General features: G+C 30.9%; 24 protein-coding genes. 17 read left to right on the top strand and 7 right to left on the bottom strand.

Annotated elements, in window-relative coordinates; genetic code table 11:
- Positions 1-39: 39 nt before the first annotated feature.
- Positions 40-942 carry a NifU family protein gene (locus tag H1R17_RS02090; RefSeq protein ID WP_163431691.1) on the bottom strand — a complete coding sequence of 301 codons (903 nt, stop codon included), beginning with the start codon at positions 940-942 and terminating at the stop codon, positions 40-42.
- 183 nt (positions 943-1125) lie between these two features.
- Here H1R17_RS02090 and H1R17_RS02085 point away from each other — a divergent pair, with 183 nt between their 5' ends.
- Together H1R17_RS02085 and H1R17_RS02080 are read left to right on the top strand one after the other, a co-directional pair.
- Entirely contained in the window at positions 1126-2154 is a 1029-nt protein-coding gene (locus H1R17_RS02085) for a type IX secretion system membrane protein PorP/SprF (protein WP_163431692.1), read from the top strand.
- Positions 2155-2201: 47 nt separating this feature from the next.
- Complete coding sequence (locus H1R17_RS02080; RefSeq protein WP_163431693.1) at positions 2202-2711, top strand: gamma carbonic anhydrase family protein; 510 nt, start codon at positions 2202-2204, stop codon at positions 2709-2711.
- Between the two features lie 33 nt (positions 2712-2744).
- Here H1R17_RS02080 and H1R17_RS02075 read toward each other — a convergent pair whose 3' ends face one another.
- From H1R17_RS02075 to H1R17_RS02060, 4 genes are all read right to left on the bottom strand, one after another.
- Positions 2745-3788 (bottom strand): hypothetical protein, encoded by a 1044-nt coding sequence (locus H1R17_RS02075; RefSeq protein ID WP_163431694.1) that lies wholly within the window; start codon positions 3786-3788, stop codon positions 2745-2747.
- A gap of 35 nt (positions 3789-3823) precedes the next feature.
- A complete protein-coding gene (locus H1R17_RS02070; protein ID WP_163431695.1) occupies positions 3824-4468 on the bottom strand; it encodes a hypothetical protein in 645 nt (214 codons plus the stop codon).
- 55 nt (positions 4469-4523) lie between these two features.
- Positions 4524-4871, bottom strand: a complete 348-nt coding sequence (locus H1R17_RS02065) for a PUR family DNA/RNA-binding protein (RefSeq protein ID WP_163431696.1) — start codon at positions 4869-4871, stop codon at positions 4524-4526.
- Between the two features lie 70 nt (positions 4872-4941).
- Complete coding sequence (locus H1R17_RS02060) at positions 4942-6699, bottom strand: ABC transporter ATP-binding protein (protein WP_163431697.1); 1758 nt, start codon at positions 6697-6699, stop codon at positions 4942-4944.
- 163 nt (positions 6700-6862) lie between these two features.
- Here H1R17_RS02060 and H1R17_RS02055 point away from each other — a divergent pair, with 163 nt between their 5' ends.
- The 6 genes from H1R17_RS02055 to H1R17_RS02030 all read left to right on the top strand — a co-directional run bounded on the left by H1R17_RS02055 (position 6863) and on the right by H1R17_RS02030 (position 11013).
- The gene (locus H1R17_RS02055) at positions 6863-7963 is read left to right on the top strand and encodes a Glu/Leu/Phe/Val dehydrogenase (RefSeq protein ID WP_163431698.1); all 1101 of its coding nucleotides are present in this window, start codon (positions 6863-6865) and stop codon (positions 7961-7963) included.
- An 86-nt stretch (positions 7964-8049) separates the two neighbouring features.
- Entirely contained in the window at positions 8050-8991 is a 942-nt protein-coding gene (gene nusB / locus H1R17_RS02050) for a transcription antitermination factor NusB (protein WP_163431699.1), read from the top strand.
- A gap of 6 nt (positions 8992-8997) precedes the next feature.
- Positions 8998-9486: a DUF1573 domain-containing protein gene (locus tag H1R17_RS02045; RefSeq protein ID WP_163431700.1), complete on the top strand. Its 489-nt coding sequence runs from the start codon at positions 8998-9000 to the stop codon at positions 9484-9486.
- Between the two features lie 5 nt (positions 9487-9491).
- Complete coding sequence (gene yajC / locus H1R17_RS02040; RefSeq protein WP_163431701.1) at positions 9492-9782, top strand: preprotein translocase subunit YajC; 291 nt, start codon at positions 9492-9494, stop codon at positions 9780-9782.
- Between the two features lie 53 nt (positions 9783-9835).
- Entirely contained in the window at positions 9836-10342 is a 507-nt protein-coding gene (locus H1R17_RS02035; RefSeq protein WP_163431702.1) for a hypothetical protein, read from the top strand.
- A 2-nt stretch (positions 10343-10344) separates the two neighbouring features.
- Positions 10345-11013, top strand: coding sequence for a hypothetical protein (locus H1R17_RS02030; protein WP_163431703.1), 669 nt, complete (start codon positions 10345-10347; stop codon positions 11011-11013).
- A gap of 29 nt (positions 11014-11042) precedes the next feature.
- Here the strand turns inward: H1R17_RS02030 and H1R17_RS02025 are convergent, their stop codons facing one another.
- Positions 11043-11201 (bottom strand): lmo0937 family membrane protein, encoded by a 159-nt coding sequence (locus H1R17_RS02025; RefSeq protein ID WP_163431704.1) that lies wholly within the window; start codon positions 11199-11201, stop codon positions 11043-11045.
- A 122-nt stretch (positions 11202-11323) separates the two neighbouring features.
- Between H1R17_RS02025 and H1R17_RS02020 the strand changes: the two genes are divergently transcribed.
- A complete protein-coding gene (locus H1R17_RS02020; RefSeq protein WP_240453339.1) occupies positions 11324-12703 on the top strand; it encodes an NAD(P)/FAD-dependent oxidoreductase in 1380 nt (459 codons plus the stop codon).
- Positions 12704-12712: 9 nt separating this feature from the next.
- Here H1R17_RS02020 and H1R17_RS02015 read toward each other — a convergent pair whose 3' ends face one another.
- A complete protein-coding gene (locus H1R17_RS02015) occupies positions 12713-14218 on the bottom strand; it encodes a helicase HerA-like domain-containing protein (protein ID WP_163431705.1) in 1506 nt (501 codons plus the stop codon).
- A 326-nt stretch (positions 14219-14544) separates the two neighbouring features.
- On the opposite strand from H1R17_RS02015, the gene H1R17_RS02010 reads away from it, so the two are divergent.
- The 8 genes from H1R17_RS02010 (at position 14545) to H1R17_RS01975 (ending at position 22249) form a co-directional block, all read left to right on the top strand.
- Positions 14545-15360 (top strand): MotA/TolQ/ExbB proton channel family protein, encoded by an 816-nt coding sequence (locus tag H1R17_RS02010; RefSeq protein ID WP_163431706.1) that lies wholly within the window; start codon positions 14545-14547, stop codon positions 15358-15360.
- Between the two features lie 73 nt (positions 15361-15433).
- Complete coding sequence (locus tag H1R17_RS02005) at positions 15434-16045, top strand: biopolymer transporter ExbD (RefSeq protein WP_163431707.1); 612 nt, start codon at positions 15434-15436, stop codon at positions 16043-16045.
- Between the two features lie 21 nt (positions 16046-16066).
- Complete coding sequence (locus tag H1R17_RS02000) at positions 16067-16609, top strand: biopolymer transporter ExbD (protein WP_163431708.1); 543 nt, start codon at positions 16067-16069, stop codon at positions 16607-16609.
- Positions 16610-16633: 24 nt separating this feature from the next.
- Positions 16634-17509 (top strand): energy transducer TonB, encoded by an 876-nt coding sequence (locus tag H1R17_RS01995; RefSeq protein WP_163431709.1) that lies wholly within the window; start codon positions 16634-16636, stop codon positions 17507-17509.
- A gap of 386 nt (positions 17510-17895) precedes the next feature.
- Positions 17896-18783 carry an energy transducer TonB gene (locus H1R17_RS01990; RefSeq protein ID WP_163431710.1) on the top strand — a complete coding sequence of 296 codons (888 nt, stop codon included), beginning with the start codon at positions 17896-17898 and terminating at the stop codon, positions 18781-18783.
- A 177-nt stretch (positions 18784-18960) separates the two neighbouring features.
- Positions 18961-19851: a PstS family phosphate ABC transporter substrate-binding protein gene (locus tag H1R17_RS01985; RefSeq protein WP_163431711.1), complete on the top strand. Its 891-nt coding sequence runs from the start codon at positions 18961-18963 to the stop codon at positions 19849-19851.
- Between the two features lie 27 nt (positions 19852-19878).
- On the top strand, positions 19879-21546 hold the full coding sequence (locus tag H1R17_RS01980) for a tetratricopeptide repeat protein (protein WP_163431712.1): 1668 nt from the start codon (positions 19879-19881) through the stop codon (positions 21544-21546).
- A gap of 85 nt (positions 21547-21631) precedes the next feature.
- Entirely contained in the window at positions 21632-22249 is a 618-nt protein-coding gene (locus H1R17_RS01975; protein WP_163431713.1) for a 7-carboxy-7-deazaguanine synthase QueE, read from the top strand.
- The last annotated feature ends 2 nt before the right edge of the window (positions 22250-22251 follow it).

Here is a 22251-nt window from a genome sequence, read left to right as displayed (position 1 = left end):
TATTTTAATAAAAAAGGTTGAGAAAACTCAACCTTTATGTTATCCGTTTAGTGCTTCTACAACAATGTCATTATTATGAAGCATTTGTCTAAGCATGTTTTCAATACCGTTTTTCAAAGTAAATGTTGAGGATGGGCAACCACTACAAGCACCTTTTAAAGTAACAGTTACTAATTTAGTGGTATCATTATAACTTTCAAAAGTTATGTTTCCACCATCACTTTGAACAGCAGGTTTTACATATTCTTCTAAAATATTTACAATTTGTTGTGAAGTAACATCTAAGTTTTCAAAATATTGTTCTTGTTGCTTTTCATGTTCCTTGGTTTGTGTAATTAAAGATTCGTCAATTACAGTACCTCCGTTTTCAATAAATTCTTTAATAAAAGTGCGTACTTCAATAGTAATTTCGTCCCAAGAATAACTGTCAAATTTGGTTAACGAAACATAGTTTTCGTCAATAAAAACTTCTTTTATATAAGGAAATTTAAAAAGTTCAATTGCCAAAGGCGATGGTTTTGCCTCGTCAATATTTTTAAATTCTACAGCTGTTTTTGTTAGTAATTTGTTAGCTACAAATTTTAAAACTCCAGGATTTGGTGTGGTTTCACCATAAACAGTTACAGGCGTTTTTTTAGTCGATTCGGTTTCTGTTTCAATAAGAACTTTACCGCCATTTGTAACAAAATCTTCAATTTGTTGTTTTACATCTTCTTGAACATCGCTCCATTCAACAATTGAAAAACGTTCAATAGCAACAAAATTTCCAGAAATATAAACAGTTTTAACAAAAGGAAGATAGAATAACTGACGTGCAAGAGGTGAATTCTCCGTTTCGTCTACGTTTTTAAACTCAAAATTAGCTCCGTAAGTAATAAAATCGGGAAATTCAAATTTTATTATGGTAGGGTTTTGGGTTTCTTTTATATTTATTTTAAACATTTTTTAAGATTTTTTTCAAAATTAACAAAGAAATATCAATTGAATATTTATATTTGGAATTTAAACTTAAAATTAACATATTTGAGGTTTATAATTACTATTGAATATATTTAAAACTTAGTGCTGTTGTAATGTAGTTTTTTATATATTTGTTAACCATTTCTAAAGAGAAAAAAAGAATTTATGAATATATTTACTAAATCCTTATTAGTTGTTATATCTTCATTATTTGTATCGCAAGTAAGTAGCGCACAAGAAGGAATTGCAGTTTATCAAGATTATCTTACAGATAATTATTATTTAATACATCCTTCAATGGCAGGTATAGCAAATTGTGCTAAAGTTCGTTTAACTGCCCGTCAACAATGGTTTGATCAGAAAGATGCACCAGCTCTTCAAACATTGAGTTTTAATACTGCTTTATCTGAGCGTTCAGGGGTTGGTGTTATTGCTTTTAATGATAGAAATGGTTACCATAAACAAATGGGGGCAAAATTGTCTTATGCACATCATATTACTTTTTCTAGAAGTGATTACGATTTAAATAAATTATCGTTTGGTGTAAGTGCTGGTATGGTACAATCTCAGTTAGATCAATCTGATTGGGGTAATGTATACGATCCTTCTGTAAACGGTAATGAATTAAACTATAATTATTTTAATGTTGATGCAGGGGTTTCTTATCACTTTTTAGATTTCTATGCACATGCAACGGTTAAAAATTTAATTACAACTGATCGTGCAATGTATTCTGATATAGAAAGCGATAATTTACGTAAGTATGTAGTTTCTGCTGGTTATGTTTTCTCTAAAAATAAAGGGTACAGATCATACAGAGATCAAGGGTTTTCTTGGGAACCTTCTGTTTTGTTTCAATACACTGAAGAAATTCAAGAAAAAATGCTTGATGTTAACTTAAAAATGTACAAAGAGTTTACTAACGGACAGTTTTTTGCGGGTATTTCTTACCGTACAATGTTTGAAGGTGCTGAGTATATGAAAGATAATAGTGAAGTGAAAAAACAAAACTATCATTCAGTTTCTCCTTTATTAGGGGTTAAGTTTAAAAACTTAATGATTGGTTATACTTATTCACATCAGTTTGGAGAAGTTCAATTTGCAAAAGGTGGATTCCATCAGTTAACTCTAGGTTTCAACTTCTTGTGTAAAGAAAGTAATTACAAATGTGATTGTCCTTCAATCAATTTCTAAAATAATAAATTTTAATCCCGGTTTTTATCGGGATTTTTTATGAAAATATGGCTTTAATAAAATCAATCAACGGTAAAGAACCTCAATATCCAAATAACTGTTTTTTTGCTGAAAATGCAACTGTCATTGGCGATGTTGAGATGGGGAATGAATGTAGTGTTTGGTACAATGCAGTAGTTAGAGGAGATGTTCATTTTATAAAAATGGGTAATAAAGTAAATGTTCAAGACGGGGCTGTTATTCATTGTACATATAAAAAACATCCTACAATAATTGGTAATAATGTGTCTATAGGGCACAATGCTATTGTTCATGGTTGTACTATTCATGATAATGTTTTAGTAGGAATGGGGGCAATTATTATGGATAATTGCACAGTACATAGTAATGTTATTATTGCAGCAGGTGCTGTTGTTACTCAGAATATGGAGCTTTTGTCAAATGGAATTTATGCGGGTGTTCCTGCAAAGCGAGTGAAAGAATTAAATGCTTCCGATTTTGCTGGAGAAATTGAGCGTATTAGCACAAATTACGTTTTATATGCTAGTTGGCAATAGATAAAGAGTTAAAAAGCGCCTAATGGCGCTTTTTTATAAATTGTTTAATGTAATTTTTACGTACTGTTTTAAGTAGGTTTTGGATGTTGTGCGTGTATTAGGATGATGAATTTCTGCTAATAATGTATTGTTGTTAAGCCAAATTAAGTTCTTGGTATTGGTTACTTTAAAATTAGTGAAATTAACCACGTACAAATCTTTAAAACTGTAGTCTTCAGAATTGTATTTTTTAATTACGAGTAAGCATCCTACTTCATCATTTGAAATAAAAGCTACGTTGTTTGTGCTTTTAAAATAGGTTGGAATTCCTGAAAAATAAACATCATCCATTTCATTGTTTATGGTCGATTTTCCAATGTAATTTCCTGGAAAGCCGTTTTCAGATTCTCTAAAAAATTGTAAATCTAAATCTCTTGAAAAACCTACATATTCTAAAGTGGTTAAACCTTCATCAGTAGTTTTAGAAAATTCTTTCAATTGACCATCTCTTAAACGAAAAGAAAATGAACTTTCTGTTGATTGCGGTTTGTTATTGCTTGTTAAAATATATTGCGGGTTTTTAGCAAAGGCTTCGTTATATACTTTTTTGTCAATTAATGCTACAGTTCCTAAAGAGTTGAAGGATTTATCTTTATCATTATAAACTTTGTTAACCTCAGTGTATCTTACTTGGTCTAAAGCATCTTTTTCGGTTAAAACTAATTCATTGTCTTTATTTACATCGCTTTTTAAAACATATGCAAATTTTGCTTTTGATGGATTTTGATCAACTTGATAAATAATTTTATAGAAATTACTTACCTCAGTATCGCCATATAAAGTTTCGGTGTTAATTAAAGGTTGTTCAATAAAAACAGCTTTTTCATCGGGTTGTGTATACAGTTTAATACTTTTTTCTTTAGCAAAAACAATGAAAGGTACTTTGGTAATGTCATTAATTACGGGCGCCTCTTCAAAATGATCAAACGTTATTTTTTGATGAGTTTGTTGAGTGGGAGTTGTTTGTTTATCATCACTTTTTTTATTGCAACTAATAACAATTTGAGCTGCTATACATAAAAGAAAAACTTTTTTCATACTTTTTAATTTAGGTACAAATTACAATTTTATTGTTACTTTTTCTTTAAGAAGTTAGATTTGCTGTAAAAAAGGATGAACTCGTAAATATGGGTCGAAGCTTCGTATTCGCTTAATCCATTGTAAATTAATCTTCTATAAAGTTTTACATAATCTAGTGTTTCTTTAAAACGCTTGTATTGATAATCTTTAAACAGTTTTAATTGATTATATGTAAAGTATTCTGTACGACCAATTTGCCCTTTATTTACTTCAAAAACAATATAATTATTGTAGTAAGGAGTTAAAGAATCATTTTTTTGAAATTGTTCGGGTCCAATACCAACATCAAACAAACCAGAAATCCAGCCTAAAAATAAAGGTTCGTTTTTAGAGTTTAATTCGTGCATTACCGATAAATCTTTCTTTTTAGGATCTTTACCGCTGATGTACAAATTGTTTAGATATATTTTTTTCTCTTTAACTTCAAATAAAGCAACGTATTTTCGATTGAGAATAGTGGTGTCAATATTGGGTACAGGACGTTTGTCTGGATAGTATCTAAAATACTGTTCCATGTGATGGTAACGATAAGGATGTTCTTTTCCTTCCCAAATAATGCGTTCTGGCTCATAGTTTTTCTGTGCAACCAAATTGAGAGTAGAAAAAGTAAAAAAAAGCAATAAGTAGATTTTTCTCATAAGCTTAAAAAAAATACCGACTAGCAGCCGGTATTAAATTATGATTGTTGTACTATTAAAAATCGTCAAATTCAACATTGGTAAAACTAGCAGTTGCTAATTCTTTTTTGAAATCCTTTTGATGTCTTTCAGAAATTACTTCTTCTCCTTTGTGATCTAAAACAAAATCAGTCATTTCATTTAAAATTTCTTTAAAAGCCACAAAATCCTCTTTGTATAAATAAATTTTATGTTTTTTAAAGTGAAACGATCCATCATCTTCTGTAAACTTTTTACTTTCGGTAATTGTTACATAATAATCGTCTGCTTTTGTAGATCGTACATCAAAAAAGTAGGTTCTTCTCCCAGCTCTTAATACTTTTGAAAAGATTTCCTCTTTTTCTAGCATTTCATTGTCTCTCATAGTCCTTTCGTTATGTTAAATTTTTTACATCTCACCAAAAGTCAAAAAAAAAATTCATATAAACAAAAAATTAATTAACATCTTTTTCGGCAAGTTGCTTTTTATATAGGTTAGCATAATATCCGTTTTGGCTTAATAGTTGATTATGAGTTCCTTGTTCTAAAATTTCGCCATCGTTCAAAATAATAATTTTATCAGCATTTTTTGCCGATGAAACTCTATGAGTTACAATTAACGTTGTTTTTTGCTGTGCAATGTCTTTTAAATTATTTAAAATACGTTCTTCTGTTTCGGTATCAACAGCCGATAAACAATCATCAAGTAGTAAAACAGGAGCGTCTTTAATTAAAGCGCGGGCAATAGAAACTCTTTGTTTTTGACCACCAGATAAGGTAATACCGCGCTCGCCCAAAATAGTTTCGTAAGCTTCCTCAAAACGCATAATGTTTTTATGAACATCGGCAATTTTTGCAAAATGCTCAATTTCTTCCTGAGTGGCATCTTCTTTTCCAAAACGAATATTGTTTTTAATGGTATCAGAAAACAAGAAAGCATCTTGCGGAACTACCGCAATTTGATCGCGAAGATTCTGTACGTTCCAATCTTTAATGTTTAGGTTATCAATAAGAATCGTTCCAGACGATACATCATACAAACGCGATATAAGTTGTAATATGGTTGATTTTCCCGATCCTGTTTTTCCTAAGAAAGCAACTGTTTCGCCTTTGTTTATTTTAAAAGAGATGTTGTTTAAAGCGTGAATTTTGGTGTCTTCATAAATAAAATGTACATTTTTAAATTCTATAATGCCTTGTAAATGATGTTCTTCAGTAGTATGTGATTGAATTGAAGGTACTTCATTTAAAAATTCATTAATACGTTTTTGAGAAGAATCTGCTTCTTGAATCATGGTTGAAACCCAACCTAAAGATGCAATTGGCCAAGTTAACATATTAATGTAAAGAATAAACTGCGCAATAACACCAATTTCTGTTATGGCACCACTCATATACATACGCGCGCCTACATATACAATTAGTAAGTTACTTACGCCAATTAACAAAACCATTGCAGGTCCTATTAATGCACTAGTGTAAGCCAAACGCATAAACTTGGTTTTGCTTTCAGTAGTTGCTTTATCGTACGCTTTGCTTTCTTTGTTTTCTAAAGCATAGGCTTTAATAACTCTAATTCCTGAAAAAATTTCTTGCGAAAAAGATGATAATGTAGAAAGGTTTTGTTGGTATTCAAAACTTCTTTTATTAATTTCTTTACTTAATTTCAACATAATATAAGCTAAGAAAGGCACTGGTATTAAAGCATACCAACTTAGTTTAGGCGATATTAAAAACATTTGCACAATTACAACTGTTATCCTAATAAAGGTGTTGATAGAATACATTACTGCGGGGCCAACATATTGACGTACTTTTGCAACATCTTCTGAAATACGACTCATTAAATCGCCAGTACGTTGACGTTTGTAAAAGTCTAAGCTTAACTTTTGGTATTGATCGTAAATTTCGTTTTTTAAATCAAACTCTATATGGCGCGACATTACAATAATGGTCTGACGCATTAAAAAAGTTAGGACTCCTGCAATAAGGGTTGTACCAACAATTACATATAAATTATACCACAAACCATCTTTTGCTTCTTGCCCACTAATTTCATTTTTTAAAAAACTTTCTAAAACAGTAATGGCATTTCCTATGTATTGCGGTGCAAAAATCATGAAAACCTGCGCTGCAATGGTAATAAAAATACCTAGTAAAAATTGGTATTTGTATTTAAAAAAATATTTGTTGAGCTTTTGAAGTTCTTTCATTTCTTTGTTTCTAATTTGCTTATATATTAAACAATTAAGATTTTTTTATTGATAATTTTTATTTAAAGTGGTTTGTTTTTATTGATTTAATAATAATGTAATCTAAAATTAATCTTAAAATAAAAATTTGGTATATTTGAAATAACCCAAACAACTTAAAATTATGACTACAAACACATATACTCCAGACGAGTTAAAAAAAGTAGATCCAGTATTTGGTCAAATTTCTTTTGATCATCATGAGCAAGTGGTTTTTTGCCACGACAAAGATACTGGTTTAAAAGCAATTATTGGTATACATAATACGGTTTTAGGACCTGCTTTAGGTGGAACACGTATGTGGAATTACACTTCGGAATGGGAAGCATTGAATGATGTTTTGCGTTTATCACGTGGAATGACTTATAAATCGGCTATTTCTGGTTTAGATTTAGGTGGAGGAAAAGCAGTGATTATTGGCGATTCTAAAACCGATAAAAGTCCAGAATTAATTAAAGCTTTTGCTAAATACGTTGATTCGTTAAGCGGGCGTTACATTACAGCAGAAGATGTTGGTACAACAACAGCCGATATGGATTTAATTCATACCATTACACCTAACGTAACCGGAATTTCTGAAAGTCTTGGTGGCTCTGGAAATCCATCACCAGTAACAGCTTACGGTGTTTACATGGGATTAAAAGCAGCAACTAAATTTAAATTTGGTTCTGATGATTTAAACGGAAAAAAAGTATTGGTGCAAGGAATTGGTAATGTTGGAGAAACGTTAGTGAAGCATTTAGTAAACGCGGGTGCTTTAGTAACCATTACCGATTTAAGCAAAGAAAGAGTAGATGAAGTTGCTAAAAAATACAACACATCAATTTTTACAGGTGATGATTTATATGGTTTAGATGTTGATATTTATGCGCCATGTGCATTAGGTGCAACAATTAATAATGATTCTATTAGCAAGTTAAAAGCAAAAGTTATTGCAGGTGCAGCTAATAATCAATTGGCAGAAGAAGCTGTTCATGGAAAAATGTTACAAGAAAAAGGTATTGTGTATGCGCCCGACTTCTTAATTAATGCAGGTGGTATCATTAATGTTTTTGGCGAAATTGCAAAATACGGATCAGACGAGGCAATTCGTAGAACAGAAAATATCTACAACACAACATTAGATATTTTAAACTTAGCTAAAGAACAAAACATTACGCCTAACCAAGCTGCAATGAAAATGGCCGAAGCGCGTATTGAAAAGAAAAAGCAAGAAAATAAATAAATATATTAAAATATTAATTAATTTTGCAAAGCGAAAATCATTAAGGTTTTCGCTTTCTTTATACAATAAAAAGTTCTTAAGTAGCCATGGTAAACAGACGTCATATCCGTTCTAAAGTATTGCAAACCATTTATGCAATGAATCAAAATCAGTCTGATAGAATTGATGTTTATGAAAAATATCTTTTTAACAGTTTAGAAAACATTCGTGAGTTGTATTTGCTTATGTTGTCTTCTTTAATTGAAATGCAAAAAGTAGAAAAAGATTTTTTAGAAGTGTCTGCTCAAAAATATCTTGCTACAGCTAAGGAGCTTAATCCCAATCAAAAATTTGTAAACAATCACGTTTTAAATGTTTTAGCTAATTCTGAAACTTTAAATAATTGGTTGGCAGAATTGCAAATTAATCAGTTTACTTTAAACGATCATTATATTAAAAATTTGCTTGATGAAGTAAAAGAGTCAGATTTTTATAAAGAGTACATGAGCAATGAAGTGAATGATTTTGAAGAAGATAAAATTTTTGCTATTAAATTATTCACCAATTTTATTGCACCAAGCGAAAAAATTTATGAGTTTTTAGAAGATAGTAAAATTTCTTGGATTGATGATATTCCTGTAGTAAACACGGCTATTTTAAAACAATTAGAAGGTTTAAAACCTAATGGATATTTTAAAATAAATAAAGTTTTTAAAGACGATGAAGACAAAGAGTTTGCTAAGCAATTGTTTAGAAAAACAGTTTTAAATAGCAACGAGTTTTTAAAAGAGTACGAGGATAAAACTAAAAATTGGGATTTAGATCGTTTGGCCGATTTAGATACAATTATTTTAAATTTAGGAGTTTGTGAATTGCAAAAATTCCCTTCAATTCCTGTAAAAGTAACAATTAACGAATATTTAGAAATAGCTAAAGAATATTCTACTCCAAAAAGTAGTATATTTATCAACGGTATTTTAGATGCTTTAGTTAAAGAATACCGCCAAGAAAATAAATTAAATAAAATAGGTAGAGGATTAATTGATTAATTAACTATGAAAAAATTAATGTTAATGGCTGGTTTTGCAGCCTTAAGCTTAGTAGCTTGTAATAAAAAAGAAGACGCATCATCACGTGTTCAAGAAACAACGTCAACTACTACAGAAACAACAACTACAGCATCATCAGCAAATGGTGCAACAGAAACTGCTACATCAAACAACGTACAAACAGGTTTTCCTAAAATTGCGTTTAATGAAACAACACACGATTTTGGTGATGTAAAAAAAGGTTCTAAAAGCGAGGTTGAATTTGAAATCAGAAACGAAGGTACTGTTGATTTAGTAATTATTGATGCTAAAGCTTCTTGTGGATGTACAGTACCAGAAAAACCTCAAGATCCAATTAAACCAGGTTCTTCAGCTAAAATGAAAGTAGTTTTCTCTGCTAACAGTCCAGGTTTACAAAGTAAAAATGTAACATTAACAACCAATACAGAAGCTGGTAGCGAGGTGTTAACAGTTAAAGCAAATGTAAAAGAATAAGTAGAATGGAAAATTTACAACAATTTTTACCTTTTGTTTTGATTTTAGGGGCAATGTATTTTTTAATGATTAGGCCACAACAAAACAGAGTTAAAAAAGAAAAAGAATTTGAAAGTAATTTAAAAGTAGGCGATAAAATTATTACAAAAGCAGGTATTCATGGTAGAATTTCTGAAATTGCCGAAACTACTATCATTGTAGAAACAATGGCGGGTAAAATGAAAATGGAAAAAGCAGCCATTTCATTAGAGCTAAGTCAAAAAGCAAACGCTAACCCTGTGGTAGAAAAGAAATAAATAAAAAACTCCTAAGTAATTAGGAGTTTTTTATTTTTGCTAAAAATATTCTTATGAAACAACTTTTATTTTTAATAGCAACCCTATTTGTTTTTTCTTGTTCAAATGATGATAATGTTCATACATCTCAAGTTGCAACAGGTAGTAATACTGCTACTTTAATTTTCGACGGAAAAAAAATGATGGGTTCTGCAATAAGTAACGCTCCACAAGATTTTTTGGTAGACGTTTCTAAGCAGCAAGTTTGGGTGTTTGTTAAATTATCAAACGGAGATGAATTTGTAACTTTTAACCTGTTCTCTAATATTGAGCTAGAAGAAGGGAAGACATATGCAATTAAAGGTAACTTGAATTCTAATGTAAAGGCAGTTAATGAGCACTATGGTTCTAATGTTCAATATATAGGTTGTAGTACCAATGAAGAAGTAGGGGGGAGTATTACAATTACAAAATTAGATTATAAAAGTAGAATTATTGGAGCTGCTTTTACTTATGATACAGTTGATGACAAAGGCGTTATTCATACAATACGTAATGGTTGGTTTGATTTAAAGTTTTAAATATGAAAAAAATTACCTTTATTTTTTTAGTTGCTTTTTTGGTTTTATCATGTTCATCAGATGATAGAGTGGTAAATTTTTGTAACGAAGAAGTTGTTTCTTCTTATCAAGAAGACATACAACTAACAAAAAATGTTAAGAATAATGTTGTAGCAATTGAGTTTAATTATGGTGTTTCTGATGTTGTTGTAAGTGAAAAATTAAAAGAGCTTGCGCTTTTTGATTTACCCTTAGATGAAAAAGGAATGATAAGAACTATTATGCCTGATTTTGTGTCAACATATCCTACTAAAGTTGTTTTTGGATATTTTACAGAAGGAAATTTGTCTTGTGAGCAATTAAATACATACATCGCTAAAATTCAAAATATTACTGAAGTGCATATTGTAAGAAAAGTGATACAAGGGTCAAGTAAATATCGTATATATAAAGAAACCAATATTTTAGAAATAAAAGTTGAAACAGAAGCTGATGTTGCAGTTTTAAATAAAAAAGCTTTAGAATTAGGTTTGGTTGTTTTAGAAGAAGATCCGTCTAAAATAAATGAAAAGCAAAGTTTAGTTTTTTATTTGGTTGATGAATCAAATAAAAAATCAATGATAGCTTTGGCTAAAGAATTTTCCCAAACATTAGAGTATTCCTATATAAAACCTTTATACATATCAATTTAAAAAACCTCCCTAAAAGGAGGTTTTTTTTATTAAGGCTTATTGCCTGTTATTAATCTGTAAAGTATTGCAATTACGGCTAATACTAATAAAATGTGAATAAAACTACCTACGGCTTCACCAAAGCCAAAGTATCCAACTGCCCAAAGTATAATCAATACTACAGCAATTAGCCAAATTAAATCTCTCATAATAGCTCAATTTTTTGTTATATTAAAATTACTAAAAAAAAGTTAAAACAATGATTTTTAATTTATTTATTTAAAAAATAGCCATTTAAACAGCATTTTTAGTAACTTTAAACACTTTTTAAATGTTAATAGAAAAGCGTACTATGCTTACAAAAAATAATAATATTGCTATTGCAGGCGCGGGTCTTGTAGGAACACTTTTAGGAATTTATTTAAAGAAGAAAAATTTTAATGTAACCATTTTTGATCGCAGTGATGATATCCGAAAAATTCAATTTTCTGGGAGATCTATCAACTTAGCAATATCAACAAGAGGTTGGCATACTTTAGATGAAATTGGTATTGGTGATGAAATTAGAAAAATTGCCATACCAATGGATAAACGTGCTATTCATTTGCAAGATGGATCGCTTACTTTTCAGCCTTATGGTGTTAATGGCGAAGCAATTTATTCTATATCACGTGGTGGATTGAACCGATTAATGATTGATTTGGCAGAAAAAGAAGATGTTCAATTTCAATTCAATCAAAAAATTTGGGATGTAAACATGGATACCGCTACCTTATATATAGGAGAAAATGAACATGGACCTTTTGAACAGAAAACATTTGATCGTGTTTTTGGTGCTGATGGAGCTTTTTCTCGTATTCGTCATCGTATGCAGCGTCAAAATCGTTTCAATTACTCTCAGTTTTTCTTAAACATAGGATATAAAGAACTTAATATTCCTGCAAATGCAGATGGTTCTTATAAAATCGATCCTCATTCTTTTCATATTTGGCCACGTGGCGAGTTTATGTTAATTGCACTTTCTAACGAAGATGGTTCTTTTACATGTACACTGTTTATGCCTTTTGAAGGTGAAAATTCTTTTGAAGAAGTTAATACAGAAGAGAAGTTAGCTGCTTTTTTTGAAAAGTTTTTCCCCGATACAAAAGAATTAATCCCCAATTTACAGACAGATTATTTCAAAAATCCAACATCTTCATTGGTTACCATGCATTGTTATCCGTGGACGTATAAAGATAAAATTGCTTTAATTGGTGATGCTGCGCATGCTATTGTGCCTTTTTACGGACAAGGAATGAATGCTGGATTTGAGGATATTACGGAGTTGAATAATTTATTAGATCAATTTCCAAACGATTGGGAAACTGTTTTTGAAAAATACCAAGAAAATAGAAAACCAAATGCCGATGCAATTGCAGAATTATCATACCGCAATTTTATTGAGATGAGTACTAAAACAGCCGATAAAGATTTTTTACTTCAAAAACGTATTGAGGCATGGTTTACAAAAAAGCATCCTACTAAATGGTTGCCATTGTATGATAGAGTTACCTTTAGTTTAAAACCATATGATGAAGCTTTAGCAATTGGCGATTTACAAAAAACGGTAATGGAAAAAGTAATGCAATTACCTAATATTCATTCTGAATGGGAAACCCAAGAAGTTGAAGACTATATTTTAGAATTATTAGAAAAAAATAAAAACGGATAAAATCCGTTTTTATTTTTTAAACATCTTGGTTAAAACTCCAAAAGCTCCTCTTATAAAAGTAGCGCTAGTTAGTACTTTTACAACTTGTTTTGTAATATAACTTTCTTCTTTCTTTTGAGGTTGTGTTGCTTTTTTTGCTACAGGTTCATTTGTAGGTGCGGGTGCTTCAGTTAGTTTTTTGTTTAACAATTCGTAAGCACTCTCTCTGTCAACAACTGCATTGTATTTTGGAGTTAAATTAGATTTTGAAATAACCGATTCAATTTCAGTAGTTGTTAAAACATCCATTCTACTCATTGGCGCACGCAACATACAGACAGTTAGGGGTGTAGGAATTCCTTTTTCGTTTAAAACCGTTACTAAAGCTTCTCCGGTTCCTAATTCTGTTATTACCTCATTTGTCTTGTAAAATTCAGTAGAAGGAAAGTTTTCAGATGCTAGTTTTATAGCTTTTCTATCTTTATCTGTAAAAGCACGCAAGGCATGTTGAATTTTTAATCCTAACTGTGCTAAAACACCATCAGGCACATCGGTTGGGTTTTGTGTGATGAAATACAATCCAATTCCTTTTGATCGAATTAACTTAACTATTGTCTCAATTTGATCTAACAAAGCTTTGCTTGCTTCTTTAAATATTAAATGCGCTTCATCAATAAAAATGACTAATTCTGGCTGACCGCTATCGCCTTGTTCTGGCATGGTGTTGTATACTTCGGCCAATAAGCAAAGCATAAAAGTAGAGAACAATTTAGGTTTGTCTTGTATATCGTTTAAGCGTAAAATATTAACGTAGCCTTTGCCATTTTCATCAATACGCATTAAATCATGGATGTCAAAAGATGTTTCGCCAAAAAATAAATCAGCTCCTTGTTGTTCTAATTCAATTAACTTACGTAAAATGGCACCTGTTGATGCTGTTGAAACACGTCCGTATTCACTTTCAATTGCTTCTTTTCCTTCGTTTGTAATGTATTGAATTACTTTTTTTAAATCTTTTAAGTCTAATAAAGGAAGTTTATTGTCGTCACAATATTTAAAAATTAATGAAAGTACACCACCTTGCGTATCATTTAAATCTAAAATTCGCGAAAGTAATACAGGACCAAATTCAGAAATTGTAGCACGTAAACGCACGCCGTTTTGTGTAGATATGGTAAGTAATTCTACGGGGAAAGCGCTTGTTTCATAAGGCAAATTCATTTTAGCATGGCGCTCTTCAATAAAAGCAGTTTTTACACCAGGTTGTGCAATGCCGCTAAAATCACCTTTAACATCCATCATTAAAACAGGAATTCCTTTGTTAGAAAGTTGTTCAGATAATACTTGAATGGTTTTGGTTTTACCAGTACCCGTTGCACCTGCAATTAAACCATGACGGTTTAAGGTTTTGAGTGGAATATTAATAGGTAAATTGGCAATAGCTTCTTTTTCATACAAAGCACCGCCAATAGTTATGTAATCTGTTGTAAATGTATAACCTTGGGTAATGGTTTCTTTAAATTTTTCTATACTCATTATATAAATATGCGTTTTTTTGTTAGATATAAAGGTCTTATTATTATTGAAAATACAATATTATTGCAATATTAATTAATTGTTACGAGAATTTTAGTGATAAAAAACAATATTATTGACAATGAAACGTTTATTAAATTAGAATTTGATAAAAAAATATTAAAAAGTAAATTAATTGTTTCTTTTTCGTTAATTTTAAATTCTTAAAAAACTCAACCTGATTTTTTATTTTTTTATTTAAACTAAAAAAGTAAATTTGCCGTGCTTGAGTATAAGCAAACAAACATTTAAAAATTGAGTAAACATTAAATTTAAATTTTATTAAGATGACACAAACAGTTGAGAAAAATCCAAGTAGTTCAGGATTATCAAACGTTGCTGCGGCGATTACTATAATTGCATGTTTAGGTTTTGGTGCTGCCGTATGGCATTTCTTTTTAGGAGCATCTGGAAACTTTATGAACGGAGACCCTAATGGAGATCCACTTCCAGGAAACTTAAGAGGTATGATGTATAAAGGAGGTCCTGTAATTGCATTATTAATTGGATTAATGACAACTACTATTGTTTTTGGTATTGAAAGATGGATTGTTGTTAGTAAAGCAGCTGGTTCTGGTGATGTTAAAGGCTATGTTGCTAAAGTACAATCTTTAGTTAATGCTAACCAAATTGGAGAGGCTATTGAACTTTCTGACAAACAAAAAGGTTCTGTTGCAAATGTTGTAAAAGCAGCTTTAGTTAAATTAGAAGAAGTTAAACGTGAAGGTTTTGATGCAGATAAAGCTACAGAAACAATTCAAAAAGAAATTGAAGAAGCTACTGTATTAGAAATGCCAATGTTAGAGAAAAACATGATCATTTTAGCAACTTTAGTATCTATTGGTACATTAGTAGGTTTATTAGGTACAGTAACAGGTATGATTAAAGCATTCTCGGCTTTATCTACAGCTGGTTCTCCAGATTCATCTGCTTTAGCAACAGGTATTTCTGAGGCGTTAATGAACACTGCTACAGGTATTGGTACATCTACTTTAGCTATTGTTTTCTACAACTTATTCACAACTAAAATCGATAAATTAACACATTTTATTGATGAGGCTGGATTCGCAATTACACAATCTTACAGAAGACACAATAAATAATTTAACTTATTTATTGTAGTTAGTAAACATTGTATAATTCCAGATTTATTCTGGTTAAAAAAGAAGAAAGAATATGGCAAAAATGAAAAAATCAAGTACAAGAATTGATATGACCGCAATGTGCGACGTATCATTCTTATTGCTAACATTCTTCGTTTTAACCTCTACAGCAAAAACACCAGAAGTACACCCTGTTGATTTGCCTGCATCTACTAAAGAAACAAAAATTCCCTCAGATGATATTTTATCAATTACTGTAGGTCAAGAAAATGTTTTCATTGGTATTGCTGGAAAAGAAGATCGTAAAGATATCTTAACAAGAATGGGGCGTGAATATAAGATCGAGTTCACAGAAGCAGAGAAAAATGCTTTTGCAGGATTAGAAAATTTTGGTGCTGATATTCGTGAAATGAAGAGCTTGTTGGCTAAAACACCAAGCGATCGAATGAAAGAAGAATTTCATAAAGGTATTCCTTATAAAGATTCTTTGAATAATCAGTTAGCTTCTTGGGTAACAAATGCACGTGAATCGTCTTGGCAACGTAAAGAATCGTTCTTAAAAGTGGCTATTAAAGGTGATGCTAATGAGCAATACGGAACCATTAAGGAGATAATGAATATTTTACAACAACAACGTCAAAACCGCTTTTACCTAGTTACAGGTTTAAGAACAGACGATTTTTAATCTACTAAATTTTAAAAAGAAATGGCAGAATTAAATACCGGTGGTAACGAAGGCAAAAAAGGCGGCAAAAAAGTAAGAAGTAAAAAACAAAACGCTGGGGTTGATTTAACAGCCATGGTAGATTTGGCATTCTTATTGATTACGTTCTTTATGTTAACCACCTCTTTATCTAAACCTCAGTCAATGGATTTGACTTTGCCAGATAAATTGGATAAAAATGATGTGCCACCACAAGAGGCAAAAGAATCTAAAACCATGACTGTTTTAATTGGTAAAGACCGTAAATTAAAATATTACATGGGACAGTTTACTGCACCTTACGGAGGAGAAGGACCTATTGATCAAACCTATGGAAAAAACGGAATTCGTAAAATAATTTTGCAAAAAATGGCAAACTTAAAAGCGAAAGGTCAAATAGGTAAAGAAGGATTGGTTGTTTTAATTAAAGGAACCGAAGAAGCAACATACACAGATTTGATTGATATATTAGACGAAATGGCTATTACAGGTGTTGAAATCTATTCGCTTCAAGATATGACGGATGCTGAAAAAGCAATCATGTAATAAGCTTCAATAAAAACAATATATATGGCTAATATAAATTTATTTGGAAAAGGTTGGACCAATATCGTTTTTGAAGGACGTAACAAAGAATACGGCGCTTACAAATTACGTGAGGAAAACCCTAAAACAACATTGCTTGCATTGTTGTTAGGTATACTATGTTTAGGTTTAGCTTTTGGTGGATCTTATGCTTATACAAGTTTATTTGGTGATAAATTCAACGGCAAAAAAGATGTTGAAGAAGTTTCGGTAACTGAGGTTGAATTACCACCGTTACCAGAACCAGAACCAGAAGTAGAGGAAATTAAGGAAGAACCACTTCCTGAGCCAGAACCAGAACAAGCAGATGCTTCAAAATCAGTTCAAGAAGAAGTAAAGTACGTTGAAACTGTTGTTAAGAAAGACGAAGAAGTTAAAAACGAACAAAAAACTTCTCAGAAAGATTTTGATGATACTAAAACATCTGGACGTGAAGATAACGCGGCAGATAAAGATGGTGACTTTAAATCAAAAGGTGAAAAAACCGGTGATGCTGAAAAAGGTTCTAAAGGAAAAGGAACTGGAGATAAAAAAGGCGACGATGAAAACAAAGTATATAGCTTTGTACAGCAAAAAGCTGCACCAGCAGAAGGTTTACCAAAGTTTTATTCTAACTATGCTCGTAAATTCAACGCACCTGATGTAGGTGGTGGTGTAACCGAGATTGTTGTTAGATTAAAATTCGTTGTTGAGAAAAATGGTGAGTTTACTGATATTCAGGTATTAGATGACAAACAAGGTGTAGGTAGAGAAGCAATTCGTGTTTTAAAATCAATGCCTAACTGGCAACCAGCACAACACAACGGTAAAACTGTTCGTTCTAGTTTTACGTTACCAATTAAGATTAAAGTAAATAACTAATATGTTAACAGACTTTATTAATAATTTTAAGCAAAAATCGCTGTTACAGCGATTTTTGTTCTTTATGGGAATCCTATTTTTAGTACTTTATTTTACATTAGGGTGTATGTTTATTTTTTGGAAAAGCATTCCGCTAGAATTATCTTATACAAGGCGAGTACTTTTTGGATCATTACTCATTGTATACAGTATTTTCAGGTTTTACCGCATCATTAATATCAAGCAAGACTAGTTCTTGCTTTTTTTATTAAAATAATTCAATAGATGCATACTAAAATTTAGTATATTTTCGTTATTCCTTTAATTGTATAGATATATTTAATAACTTTAGTTAAAATTACGAGCTATGAAATAATTTTTACCCATTAACTTAAAACATTTTAATTATGAACGGTTTAAATTTATTTGGAAAAGATTGGGCAAACATTGTGTTTGAAGGACGCAATAAATTATACGGTGCCTATAAATTAAGACAAGAGAGTGGTAAGAACACATATTTTGCCTTAGCAATTGGTTTAGGATTACTAAGTGTTGTTTTTGGAAGTTCTTATTTGTATGCTTCTAAAGGGGCTGAAGTAGGTAGGATTATTGAAATACCACCTATTGCAACAACGCCCATTATTGATGAGAAACTGCCTGCTGAAGAAGTTATAGACAAAAAGGATGATGCTAAAAAGGTAGATGATGTAAAAAATAAAGTTACTAAAGAGTCGTCTGCAAGAACCGATGTTCAAAAAAACAAACGTTATACTGATGCTAACGTTATTAAGGATGATTTAGTAAAAGATCAAGTAACTTCTCAAGATAAGTTTGATGACAATACCAATTCAGGTCAAAAGGATAGTGATGCCGATACTGAAAATGGTACTTTAAAGAAAGATGGTGCTAAAACAGGAACATCTAAAGATGGGGCAGAAGGTAAAAAAACAGGAAATGATAAAGGTACTGGTGAAAGTACAACCAACGCTGTAATGAAAGTAGTACAACGCAAAGCAGAACCAAATGAAGGTTTTGATAAGTTTTACAAAGGCTTCATTAAAAAATTCTCAGCAAATGGTGCTGATAATGTTAGTGAAATCACCATAAAACTAAAATTTGTTGTAGAAAAAGACGGGTCGTTTTCTGATATACAAGTGTTAGATGATAAATCCGGTTTAGGACAAGAAGCAATTCGCGTACTTAAAAACATGCCAAAATGGAAGCCAGCACAACACAATGGCCATACAGTGCGCTCTATGTTTACATTGCCTATAAAAATTAAAGTAAATAATTAAAGTAAAAACTCGCAATTTGCGAGTTTTTCGTTTTACTTATGAAGCTATTTCAACTTATTTATTTAGAATAAAATGAGAGATTGATTCTATTTATTATTTGTTTTCATAAAAAAGTGAATTTTGTAACGATTATAAAAAAAAATTAGTAGATTTAGCAATCAATTAATAGGTATAGTTATGAAACAGATTGTTTGGTCTGTATTAGGAGTTGTTTTGTTGGTTTCATGTAAAAAAAATGAAACCGTTGTAAATAAAGAAGCAAAAGAAACATATGATAAAGGTACAACAGAAATGTATGTTGAATCTTCTATCTATCCTATTATTGATGATATTAATCAAGTTTTTAAAGGATATTACGCTGATGCTAATGTTGAATTGAAAATGCTTTCTCAAAACGAAATATTAAATGCCGTTTATAAAGATTCTAATCGTTTAGCTGTATTACCTAAAGATTTTAGTGCAAAAGAATTGAGTGTTTTTCAAGGAAAAGTAGTGCCTAAAATTACACCAATTGCTAAAGATGCCGTGCTTTTTGTAACTCAAAAAACAGCAACCGATACCTTAATTAACTATCAAGATGTAGTATCAATATTTAAAGGAACAAAAAAATCCGATAAAGTTTTTGTTTTTCATGATGCTAATTCTGCACTTGTCACCAAATTAAAAACCGATGCTGGTGTAAAAGATATCAGCAATAATGTGTTTTATGTAAAAACAGTTGAAGAAATTGTTAGTTACATCAATAAAAATAAAAACGCTGTAGGTGTCGTAGGTATTAATTGGATGGTGCAACCAAATGAATCAATTAAAGAAGGTATCAAACAATTGCGTTCTATGTATGTGTATAATGATTCGTTAAAAAAATATTTTGCGCCATCACAAAGTTCAATTGCAGATAATACGTATCCTTTAGTACGTACCATAAATATTATTGATGTGCAAGGAAAAACAGGTTTAGGAACTGGTTTTGCTAGTTTTGCAGCATCAGACAAAGGGCAACGCATTGTTTTAAAATCGGGATTAATGCCTATAACATTGCCAAAAAGAGAAATTAATATAGTAGAATAGTTTAGATTTTCAATACAAGGGTATATTATGAATAAAAAAATTACACTAAGTTTAGCATTATTATCATTTGTTTTTAGTGCGTCTGCACAAAATAATTACACTGTAGGAAGAGATATTGATACGGCAATGAAGTACGGTCAATATGATGTTGCAAAGAAAGAATTATACAAACTTGTAAAATCGCAACCTACACAGGGAAAAAATTATTATCGTTTAGGACTTATTCATATCAATGAAAAAAACAACGATTCTGCAAACTACTATTTTAAGTTAGGCTTAAAAGGACATAGAGATGCGGATATTAATAATTTAGGTCTTGGAAAGGTTTTACTTTTAGAAGGAAAAGATAAAGAAGCAAAATCTAAATTCAATGCAGCTACATTGACTTTATCTCCTGGCGATTTTCAAACACATTTAGATATCGCGCAAGCATATATTCACGCACCAAAACCTGATTATGAAGCTGCTTATTTGGCTACAGGAGCTGCGTTGATTGTAAACAAAGATACGCCAGAACCGCATTTAACAAGAGGTGATATTTATTTTGCCGAGAAACAGTTTGTTGATGCACGTAGAGTGTATTATGAAGTATCTAAAATGTTCCCAAATAGCGTTCTTCCTAAAATGAAATTGGCAGATGTTTTTAGAGCAGGTAATGAGTTTGAAGATGCTATTAAAATGTATAACGAAGTAGTTGCGTTAGATTCTACTTATGTTGATGTTTACAAACAATTAGGTTTAACTTATGCAGATTATGCACGTTTTAAAGATGATAAAACCATTTTACAAAACGGTGTAAGCAATTACTTTAAATACCATGGTTTAATTGGTGAAAGTATGGATAGCGATAATGAGTTAGCTGCTTATTTTATCAAAAATAAAGATTACAAAGCGTTAAGCGATTTAGTTCGTACTAAGTGGTTTACACGTGGAGACAACTTCTTAATGTACCGCTATCGTGCAATTGCCGATTTCCAAAACGGACAATTCTTAGATGCTAAAGAAAGCATCAATAAGTATTTTGATGTTCAAGATAAAAAAGAGCAAATTTTACCAATTGATTATTTATATAAAGGTTTGTCTGAATTAGAAGCTTCTCGTAATCAAGATGGAACTTTTAATGAAGGTGTTTATAAAAAATCAATCGAAGAAATGTCTAAAGCTGTTAAAGACAATCCAAAATTAGGAGTTGCTTTACACGATTTAGGTGTTGATTTATTTAAAGATGAACATTATGAACAAGCTTATTTTGTTTTTGATTTAGCTTCAAAAGATGAAAAATCTCCTTATTATGTATACGATATGTATTACAAAGGAAATGCTTTATACATGGCAAGTGATAAACCTATGTTTAACGATCAATTACAAAAAGCTAAAGAAAATTTAGATAGCTCTATTAAGAAAACGCCTACTTTTGAAGCTTACTTAATTAGTGCACGTATTAATCGTAATTTAAATACACCAACGTCTTTAGCTAATATGGAAAAAGATTACGAAGGTTTTGTTGATTTATTAACGCAAAAAGGTTTTGCTAATGAGCCTGTTTTTAAAGATGCTTTAATTGAAGCTTATACCATGATAGGTAATTTTAATCAAACAAAAAACAAAGCAAAAGCAACAAGTAATTTTCAAAAAGTATTGCAGTTAGATTCTAGTAACGAATACGCAAGAAAGCAAGTGCAAAACGCTAAATAAATACAAAAGAGCAACTCATTAGGTTGCTCTTTTTTTTATCAACTTAATTTTAAGAAGTATTGTATCTTTGCAAAAAAGATTTGAAATGACAAGTACAGATAAAATGGTAACAGCGTTGCCTTTAATGGAAGCGTTTTATACCATTCAAGGAGAAGGATTTTATACAGGGCATGCGGCTTATTTTATACGTTTAGCAGGATGCGATGTTGGTTGTCATTGGTGCGATGTGAAAGAAAGTTGGGATCAAAACTTGCATCCAACAGTTACGGTTGATGCAATTGTAGCTGAAGCAGAAAAACACGGAAATTTAGTTGTTATTACAGGTGGTGAGCCTTTAATGTGGAATCTTGACTTCTTAACACAGCAGTTGCAATTAAAAGGTATTAAAACAAATATAGAAACATCGGGTGCATATGAACTTTCGGGTACTTGGGATTGGATTTGTTTATCGCCTAAGAAAACAAAACTACCTACGCAAAGTGTGTATGATGCTGCAAACGAGTTAAAATGTATTATTTATAACAACCACGATTTTGTTTTTGCCGAAGAACAAGCGGCTAGAGTTAATAAGAATGCTAAGTTGTATTTGCAAGTAGAGTGGGGTAAGAAAGACGAAATGCTTCCTGCGGTGATTGATTATGTAAAAAACAATCCTAAATGGGTTATTTCTACTCAAACTCATAAATATTTGGATATTCCGTAATT

It is taken from the genome of Flavobacterium sp. xlx-214 (assembly GCF_013874595.1).
In the GTDB taxonomy this organism is placed as follows: Bacteria; Bacteroidota; Bacteroidia; order Flavobacteriales; family Flavobacteriaceae; genus Flavobacterium.
Note: the sequence above shows the minus strand (reverse complement) of the source record. Positions and strands in the feature narration are given on the sequence as shown.

Excerpts from the sequence above, each read along its gene's own strand:
- H1R17_RS02090 (WP_163431691.1), bottom strand. The coding sequence starts at position 942 with ATGTTTAAAATAAATATAAAAGAAACCCAAAACCCTACCATAATAAAA.
- H1R17_RS02085 (WP_163431692.1), top strand. The coding sequence starts at position 1,126 with ATGAATATATTTACTAAATCCTTATTAGTTGTTATATCTTCATTATTT.
- H1R17_RS02080 (WP_163431693.1), top strand. The coding sequence starts at position 2,202 with ATGGCTTTAATAAAATCAATCAACGGTAAAGAACCTCAATATCCAAAT.
- H1R17_RS02075 (WP_163431694.1), bottom strand. The coding sequence starts at position 3,788 with ATGAAAAAAGTTTTTCTTTTATGTATAGCAGCTCAAATTGTTATTAGT.
- H1R17_RS02070 (WP_163431695.1), bottom strand. The coding sequence starts at position 4,468 with ATGAGAAAAATCTACTTATTGCTTTTTTTTACTTTTTCTACTCTCAAT.
- H1R17_RS02065 (WP_163431696.1), bottom strand. The coding sequence starts at position 4,871 with ATGAGAGACAATGAAATGCTAGAAAAAGAGGAAATCTTTTCAAAAGTA.
- H1R17_RS02060 (WP_163431697.1), bottom strand. The coding sequence starts at position 6,699 with ATGAAAGAACTTCAAAAGCTCAACAAATATTTTTTTAAATACAAATAC.
- H1R17_RS02055 (WP_163431698.1), top strand. The coding sequence starts at position 6,863 with ATGACTACAAACACATATACTCCAGACGAGTTAAAAAAAGTAGATCCA.
- nusB (WP_163431699.1), top strand. The coding sequence starts at position 8,050 with ATGGTAAACAGACGTCATATCCGTTCTAAAGTATTGCAAACCATTTAT.
- H1R17_RS02045 (WP_163431700.1), top strand. The coding sequence starts at position 8,998 with ATGAAAAAATTAATGTTAATGGCTGGTTTTGCAGCCTTAAGCTTAGTA.
- yajC (WP_163431701.1), top strand. The coding sequence starts at position 9,492 with ATGGAAAATTTACAACAATTTTTACCTTTTGTTTTGATTTTAGGGGCA.
- H1R17_RS02035 (WP_163431702.1), top strand. The coding sequence starts at position 9,836 with ATGAAACAACTTTTATTTTTAATAGCAACCCTATTTGTTTTTTCTTGT.
- H1R17_RS02030 (WP_163431703.1), top strand. The coding sequence starts at position 10,345 with ATGAAAAAAATTACCTTTATTTTTTTAGTTGCTTTTTTGGTTTTATCA.
- H1R17_RS02025 (WP_163431704.1), bottom strand. The coding sequence starts at position 11,201 with ATGAGAGATTTAATTTGGCTAATTGCTGTAGTATTGATTATACTTTGG.
- H1R17_RS02020 (WP_240453339.1), top strand. The coding sequence starts at position 11,324 with ATGTTAATAGAAAAGCGTACTATGCTTACAAAAAATAATAATATTGCT.
- H1R17_RS02015 (WP_163431705.1), bottom strand. The coding sequence starts at position 14,218 with ATGAGTATAGAAAAATTTAAAGAAACCATTACCCAAGGTTATACATTT.
- H1R17_RS02010 (WP_163431706.1), top strand. The coding sequence starts at position 14,545 with ATGACACAAACAGTTGAGAAAAATCCAAGTAGTTCAGGATTATCAAAC.
- H1R17_RS02005 (WP_163431707.1), top strand. The coding sequence starts at position 15,434 with ATGGCAAAAATGAAAAAATCAAGTACAAGAATTGATATGACCGCAATG.
- H1R17_RS02000 (WP_163431708.1), top strand. The coding sequence starts at position 16,067 with ATGGCAGAATTAAATACCGGTGGTAACGAAGGCAAAAAAGGCGGCAAA.
- H1R17_RS01995 (WP_163431709.1), top strand. The coding sequence starts at position 16,634 with ATGGCTAATATAAATTTATTTGGAAAAGGTTGGACCAATATCGTTTTT.
- H1R17_RS01990 (WP_163431710.1), top strand. The coding sequence starts at position 17,896 with ATGAACGGTTTAAATTTATTTGGAAAAGATTGGGCAAACATTGTGTTT.
- H1R17_RS01985 (WP_163431711.1), top strand. The coding sequence starts at position 18,961 with ATGAAACAGATTGTTTGGTCTGTATTAGGAGTTGTTTTGTTGGTTTCA.
- H1R17_RS01980 (WP_163431712.1), top strand. The coding sequence starts at position 19,879 with ATGAATAAAAAAATTACACTAAGTTTAGCATTATTATCATTTGTTTTT.
- H1R17_RS01975 (WP_163431713.1), top strand. The coding sequence starts at position 21,632 with ATGACAAGTACAGATAAAATGGTAACAGCGTTGCCTTTAATGGAAGCG.